The following is a 6,990-nucleotide window of genomic DNA, read 5'->3' as shown; positions in this document are numbered from 1 at the left end:
TGTGTGAGACCTGTTCTCATCTCACCCGACCGTTGCTACGGTGCCGAACCTGACGATGCATCAGTTCCTGCCCGTCGGAAAGCCATAGCCGGGAGGTCCGTATGCGTGCCCTCGTCGCCGCCGCGACCGGTCTCACACTGGCGTTCGCTCTGGCGTTCACCGTCACGGCGTTGGGCTCACCGACGGGAGAGACGTCGCCGAAACCGTTGCTGACGACGGTGCCCGCACACCCGTAGCCGACCGTGCCCGCACACCGGACGAGCGTGCCGGCACCTCACAACCGCCCGGGAGGGAGGCCGAGATGCGCCGCAAGGCCGGCCTGATCCTGCTCGCGCTCGCCGTGTTCTTCGCGGCACTGTCCCCGCTGCTGCGCTGGTACGTCTTCCCACGCGTGGCCAAGGTCCCCGCCAACCAGTACCAGGACATGGTCCTGGAGGCGAAGGACGCGACCCTCCTCGACTACGGCACGATGACCGAGCGGACGGTCCCCGAGGTCACCATCGTGCAGACCCTCAAGGGCAACGTGGAGGCCTCGGAGAAGATCGAGAAGACGGTCGGCCGGGACGTGGTCGTCTGGGACGGACTGTCCTACGTCGAGGGCCCGGGCGGCGAGATGGTGTCCAAGATCCCTGAGCGCTACATCTTCGACGCCCACACCCAGGAACCCGTCCACGCCAAGGACGAGATGGTCGACGGCGACCCCGTCAAGCGTGCGGGTCTGGAATTCAAATGGCCCTTCCTCACGGAGAAACGGGACTACGAGTACTTCGACGCCCAGGCGAGGGTGACCGCCCCGATCCACTACAAGGGCACCCAGGACTTCCGGGGAGTGGAGGTCTACTACTTCGAACAGACCATCCCCTGGACCAAGGTCCCCTTCCCCCGCGTCATGCCCGTCGAGGGCATCACGCGTGAGACGGTCGCCGAGACGGGCACGACCCGCTGGTACACCACGGTCCGCAAGTTCTGGGTGGAGCCCGTCACCGGCGCCCCCGTCTACGGCGAGGAGATCCACAAGGAGGAACTGCGCGGCGGCTCCCTCCTCGGCGACCGCGAGAAGGTCACCGCCTTCGCCGGCCATGTGAAGATGCGCGAGGACTACATCGAACACACCGTCGACCTCGTCAAGTCCCAGCGCGTCTACGTCCTGCTGATGACCTCGTATCTGCCCTGGGGCTTCCTGGGCCTCGGCATCCTGTTCCTGGCCCTCGCCCTCTACGTCGAGGCCCGGGGCCGCCGGCCGGGCGACCCCGAGTCCACCAAGCCCCCGGCCCCCGAACCGGTGAACGCCTGAACGGGTCAGCGGCTGAGCCGGTCAGCGTCTGAGCCGTGCGTTCGTGTGCCGGGTCGGCTCGGCGGTCGCCGGATCCTCCGGCCACGGATGCTTGGGATACCGCCCACGCAACTCCGCCCGTACGGCCCGGTAGCCGTCCCGCCAGAACGAGGCCAGATCGGCGGTGACGGCGGCGGGCCGCCCCGCCGGGGACAACAGATGCACCAGTACGGGAACCCCTGCCAGCACCGGCGACTCCCGCGCTCCGAACATCTCCTGCAACTTCACCGCGAGCACCGGCTGTTCGGGCCGCGTGTAGTCGACCCGGATCCGTGACCCGCTCGGCACCTCGATCCGCTCGGGCGCGAGCTCACCAAGCCGTACGGCATCCCCGGTGGCCCAGGGCAACAACCGCCGCAGAGCCTCCCCGGCGTCGATCCGCCCCAGATCCGCCCGCCGCCGGGCCCGGCTCAACTCGGGCTCCAACCAGTCGTCCACGCGCGCGTGCAGCGCCCCGCCGGAGACATCGGGCCACGGCTCACCCAGATGCGCGTGCAGAAAGGCGAGCCGCTCCCGCAACCGCTCCGCATCCTGCGACCACCGCAACAACCCGAGCCCTTCGGTACGCAGCCCCTCCACCAGCGCCTCTCGTACGACCCCGGGCGCGACGTCCCTGACCGGCCGCACCCCCAACTCCACGGCCCCCAACCGCTCAACCCGCCGAGCGACGACGTCCCCGCCCCGCCATCCCACCTCGTCCTCCTCGCGCCAGAGCGCCCCGGCAGCCTCCCTCGCCACCCCCTCGTCGATGACGGCCCCGAGCCGCACCCGCGCGTGCCCGGCCCCCACCGGCCGATCGGCCACAGCCACGGCAACCCACTCGGCCCCCCGCAACCCGCCCCCGCCCCCGTCCCCGTCCCCAATCCGGGCCCGAGTCCCGGACGCCATGAGATACGCCCCTCCGTCCGCCTTGGCCACCCGCTCGGGAAACGCCGACGCGACGACGAGCCCCACGGCCCGCTCCTCTCCGGCGCCTGACCACCGACCCGCCCCACTGTCACGCCGGGCGGGCCGAGAGGAACTGCCGAAGTCGTCTGCCGGGGGGTTCGAGCCGACCACCGACGAGTTCGAGGCGTCAACCGGGGAGGGGGAGCGATCGCCACCTACGGGAGCTTGAGCCTTGTCCCTGCCGCTGCCCCTACGGTCGGCCCTCGCACCGCCACCGCCTACGGCGTCCGTGGAAAGGGGTCGCGGCGCAGGCGCGGGCGTCGACGCAGCCCGCAGCCGCCGGACTTCCGTACGCCAGCGGCCGGCGTAGGCGTCGCCGCCCCGCCGGACGCTTCGTAGGACGGCGGTCAGGTCGTCACCGCACTCCCGGGGCGGCTCCTCGCTCAGCAGCGCGACGACCTCCGCCGCCAGGTCCGCCCCCACCAGCGGCGTCGCGTCGAGCAGCGCCCGGGCCAGCCGGGGGTGGAGGCCCAGCCCCGACATGCGTACGCCTCGCTCCGTGGCCCGCCCGGCGGGGTCCACCGCACCCACGGCCGACAGAACCTCCCGTGCCGCCGCCATCGCCCCGCTCGGCGGTGGATCCAGCAGGGCCAGCCCGGAGGCGTCCGGATCGCCCCAGCATGCCGCCTGGAGGGCGAACGCGGCGAGGTCGGCCACTTTGATCTCCGGTGCCGGAAAGCGCGGCAGACGGGCGTCCTCGGCCTCCGCCCAGCACCGGTACACGGCCCCCGGAGCCTCACGCCCGGCCCGCCCAGCCCGCTGCCGCCCGGCCGCCTGCGAGGCCCGTACCGTCGTCAGGGCGCTCAACCCCCGCGCGTGATCGACGCGTGGCTCCCGCGCGAGCCCGGAATCGACGACCACCCGAACCCCCGGCACCGTCAACGACGACTCGGCCACCGAGGTCGCCAGCACCACCCGCCGCCGCTCGCCACCGGCCAGCACGGCGTCCTGCACAGCCGCCGACGCCCGCCCGTGCACCTGGAGCACGTCCACGTCCCCGAGGCCGGCGTGCCCCGTCAACTGCCCGGCGACCCGCGCGATCTCACCCACCCCGGGCAGGAAGCACAGCACGTCACCCGACCGCTCGGACAGCGCCCGCCGCACCACCGACGCCACATGCGTCAGCAGCGCCGGATCCACCCGCATCCCGTGCGGCGGCCGTACTTGACGGGTCGGCGGCGCCCACACCACCTCGACCGGATGCGACACCCCCTCCGCCGCGACCACGGGCGCCCCGCCCAGCAACCGCGCCCAGCCCTCCGCGTCCGTCGTCGCCGACGCCGCCACCAGCCGCAGCTCGGGCCGCAGCGCCTCGCGCACGTCGAGCAGGAACGCCGCCACCGTGTCCGCGTCCAGATGCCGCTCATGGCACTCGTCGAGCACGACCACGTCGACACCCGGCAACTCCTGGTCGCGCTGCAAGCGCTGCAGCAGTACACCGGTCGTGACGACCTCCACGCGCGCGTGCCGCCCGACGACCCGCTCACCGCGCACCGTGTAGCCGACGCTCCCGCCGACCTTCTCGCCCAGCAGCCACGCCATCCGCCGGGCCGCCGCCCGCGCCGCGATCCGCCGCGGCTCGGCGACGACCACCCGCCGCGCCGGCCCGCCGTCCAGGAGCCCCGCCAGCGCCAACGGCACCAGTGTCGTCTTGCCGGTGCCCGGCGGCGCCACGAGCACCGCGGTCCCGTGTGTCTCCAGGGCGTCGTTCAGACCGGGCAGAGCGCTACGTACAGGCAGCGCGTCCAGGGCGTCGTAACGGATCACGCCCCCAGTGTCGTACGCCCGCGAGAACCCCCTCCACGCACGCGTGCCCGGCCCGAGGACGACGCCGGGCTTCGCACCTCCGCCTCAACACTCTTTACGCACGCGTGCGCGCGACCCTTCAGGCGCACGCGCGCGATCTCGGCCCCGGCCTCAGTCGCGCTCACACACGAAGATCGCCGTCCCCGGGATCAGCCCTCCGCGCAGCGGCGACCAGCCGCCCCACTCGGAGGTGTTCCAGACGGGCCACTCCGGCTCGACGAGGTCGACCAGCCGGAACCCGGCGGCGACGATGTCCCGCACCCGGTCGCCGATCGTCCTGTGGTGCTCGACGTACACCGCGCGGCCCTGGTCGTCCTGCTCGACGTACGGCGTGCGGTCGAAGTACGAGGCGGAGACCGACAGCCCCGCCGGACCGGGCTCGTCCGGGAACGCCCAGCGGATCGGGTGCGTCACCGAGAAGACGAAACGGCCACCGGGACGCAGGACCCGACGCACCTCCCCGAGCACTCGCACCGGGTCCGCGACGAACGGCAGCGCCCCGTACGCCGAGCACGCCAGGTCGAAGGAGGCGTCCGCGAAGGGCAGGTCACCCGCGTCGGCGCACACCAAGGGGAACGATCCGCCGATCCGCAGAGCGTGCTGGAGCTGGCGGTGGGAGAGGTCCAGGGCGACCGGACGGGCACCCTGGGCGGCCAGCCAGCGCGAGCACTGCGCGGCGCCGGCGCCGACCTCCAGGACCACCTTGCCCTTCAGCTCCTCGGGCGGCCCCAGCAGCTCCGCCTCCACCTCGTCGAGCCCCTCCGGGCCCCACACGAAACGATCGTCGCCCAGGAACGTGCCGTGCTCGACCTGGTACTCGTCCGCGTTGCGGTCCCACCAGCCCCGGTTCGCCCGGGAACTCTCCGCGACCCCGGCCGCACGCCGGGTGGCCTCCGGCTCGACGGACTCGCCGGACTCGACGGAACCGGCGAAACCGTCGGACTCGGCGGCACCGGCGGCCTCGACGGCCTCACGGACCTCGTGGACATCGGGCTCTTGGATGATCGGCTCCCTCGTCGTACTCTTCCGTAACCCGCGTGACGCGACCCGCCCCGGCGGTGTCACAGAAGAGGTGTCTCAGGCCTGCGTGGCCTCATGGGACAGGTTTTGTGCCGGGTATGCGGCGTTCCGCCCCGGGTGTGCGCCTTCGCGCATTGACCCTGCCCGGCTGCCCCCGTATGCTACAAGTTGCGCTGCGGGCCTGCGCACCTCAGACGGAGCAGGCTGCGCTCGCATCTGTTGTATGTCCCCTCGGTTGTCGAGGCGCCGCAGGATTTTCCTGGTGAATCTCCTGGTGTGGCGCTTCCTTGGCTGTCCGGCTTCTTCAGAGCGATACGGGCTCCCGGCGTAGCAGTACCTACGACTTCAATGTCCGTACCGGAGCCCTTTCCCACATGACGAGCAGCACCGAGACCACCGCCACCACCCCGCAGGTAGCGGTCAACGACATCGGTAACGAGGAAGCCTTCCTCGCAGCGATCGACGAGACGATCAAGTACTTCAACGACGGCGACATCGTCGACGGCGTCATCGTGAAGGTCGACCGGGACGAGGTCCTGCTCGACATCGGTTACAAGACCGAAGGTGTCATCCCGAGCCGCGAGCTCTCGATCAAGCACGACGTCGACCCCAACGAGGTCGTCGCCGTCGGCGACGAGATCGAGGCCCTGGTCCTCCAGAAGGAGGACAAGGAAGGCCGCCTGATCCTCTCGAAGAAGCGCGCCCAGTACGAGCGTGCCTGGGGCACCATCGAGAAGATCAAGGAAGAGGACGGCATCGTCACCGGTACCGTCATCGAGGTCGTCAAGGGTGGTCTCATCCTCGACATCGGCCTCCGTGGCTTCCTCCCGGCCTCCCTGGTCGAGATGCGCCGCGTCCGCGACCTTCAGCCCTACGTGGGCAAGGAGCTCGAGGCCAAGATCATCGAGCTGGACAAGAACCGCAACAACGTGGTCCTGTCCCGCCGTGCCTGGCTGGAGCAGACCCAGTCCGAGGTCCGCCAGACGTTCCTCACGACCCTCCAGAAGGGTCAGGTCCGTTCCGGTGTGGTCTCCTCGATCGTCAACTTCGGTGCCTTCGTGGACCTGGGTGGCGTCGACGGTCTGGTCCACGTCTCCGAGCTGTCCTGGAAGCACATCGACCACCCCTCCGAGGTCGTCGAGGTCGGCCAGGAGGTCACGGTCGAGGTCCTCGACGTCGACATGGACCGCGAGCGTGTCTCCCTGTCGCTGAAGGCGACCCAGGAAGACCCGTGGCAGCAGTTCGCCCGCACCCACCAGATCGGCCAGGTCGTGCCCGGCAAGGTCACGAAGCTGGTTCCGTTCGGTGCGTTCGTCCGCGTGGACGAGGGCATCGAGGGTCTGGTCCACATCTCCGAGCTGGCCGAGCGCCACGTGGAGATCCCGGAGCAGGTCGTCCAGGTCAACGACGAGATCTTCGTCAAGGTCATCGACATCGACCTGGAGCGTCGCCGGATCTCGCTGTCCCTCAAGCAGGCCAACGAGTCCTTCGGTGCCGACCCGGCGTCGGTCGAGTTCGACCCGACCCTGTACGGCATGGCCGCGTCCTACGACGACCAGGGCAACTACATCTACCCCGAGGGCTTCGACCCCGAGACCAACGACTGGCTCGAGGGCTACGAGAAGCAGCGCGAGGAGTGGGAGCGCCAGTACGCCGAGGCGCAGAGCCGCTTCGAGCAGCACCAGCAGCAGGTCATCAAGTCCCGCGAGGCGGACGCCGCCGCTGCGGCCGAGGGTGGCGAGGCTGCGGCTCCGGCCGCGTCGGGTGGCGGTTCGTACTCCTCCGAGGGTGCGGACACCTCCGGTGCGCTGGCCTCCGACGAGGCGCTCGCCGCGCTCCGCGAGAAGCTGGCCGGCGGCCAGAGCTGAACGCTCACTGCTGAG

The 6,990-nt window shown here is 71.0% G+C and carries 5 protein-coding genes; 3 read left to right on the top strand and 2 right to left on the bottom strand.

The window, feature by feature from the left end; translation table 11 throughout:
• Nucleotides 1-101 precede the first annotated feature (101 nt).
• Both STRIP9103_RS49630 and STRIP9103_RS26005 read left to right on the top strand, forming a co-directional pair.
• Nucleotides 102-236, top strand: a complete 135-nt coding sequence (locus tag STRIP9103_RS49630) for an SPW_0924 family protein (RefSeq protein WP_009322960.1) — start codon at nucleotides 102-104, stop codon at nucleotides 234-236.
• Between the two features lie 65 nt (nucleotides 237-301).
• Complete coding sequence (locus STRIP9103_RS26005; protein WP_009322958.1) at nucleotides 302-1,294, top strand: PorA family protein; 993 nt, start codon at nucleotides 302-304, stop codon at nucleotides 1,292-1,294.
• Between the two features lie 21 nt (nucleotides 1,295-1,315).
• On the opposite strand, the gene STRIP9103_RS26000 is transcribed toward STRIP9103_RS26005, so the two are convergent.
• Both STRIP9103_RS26000 and STRIP9103_RS25995 read right to left on the bottom strand, forming a co-directional pair.
• A complete protein-coding gene (locus STRIP9103_RS26000) occupies nucleotides 1,316-4,048 on the bottom strand; it encodes an ATP-dependent RNA helicase (protein ID WP_009322957.1) in 2,733 nt (910 codons plus the stop codon).
• Nucleotides 4,049-4,198: 150 nt separating this feature from the next.
• A complete protein-coding gene (locus tag STRIP9103_RS25995) occupies nucleotides 4,199-5,152 on the bottom strand; it encodes a class I SAM-dependent methyltransferase (RefSeq protein ID WP_009322961.1) in 954 nt (317 codons plus the stop codon).
• Between the two features lie 329 nt (nucleotides 5,153-5,481).
• Between STRIP9103_RS25995 and rpsA the strand changes: the two genes are divergently transcribed.
• Complete coding sequence (gene rpsA / locus STRIP9103_RS25990; RefSeq protein WP_009322963.1) at nucleotides 5,482-6,975, top strand: 30S ribosomal protein S1; 1,494 nt, start codon at nucleotides 5,482-5,484, stop codon at nucleotides 6,973-6,975.
• Nucleotides 6,976-6,990 lie beyond the last annotated feature (15 nt).

This window comes from Streptomyces ipomoeae 91-03, from assembly GCF_000317595.1.
GTDB lineage: Bacteria > Actinomycetota > Actinomycetes > Streptomycetales > Streptomycetaceae > Streptomyces > Streptomyces ipomoeae.
Note: the sequence above shows the minus strand (reverse complement) of the source record. Positions and strands in the feature narration are given on the sequence as shown.

Bases quoted from the DNA above. Each gene is read 5' to 3' on its own strand.
- STRIP9103_RS49630 (WP_009322960.1), top strand. From the start codon at position 102: ATGCGTGCCCTCGTCGCCGCCGCGACCGGTCTCACACTGGCGTTCGCT.
- STRIP9103_RS26005 (WP_009322958.1), top strand. From the start codon at position 302: ATGCGCCGCAAGGCCGGCCTGATCCTGCTCGCGCTCGCCGTGTTCTTC.
- rpsA (WP_009322963.1), top strand. From the start codon at position 5,482: ATGACGAGCAGCACCGAGACCACCGCCACCACCCCGCAGGTAGCGGTC.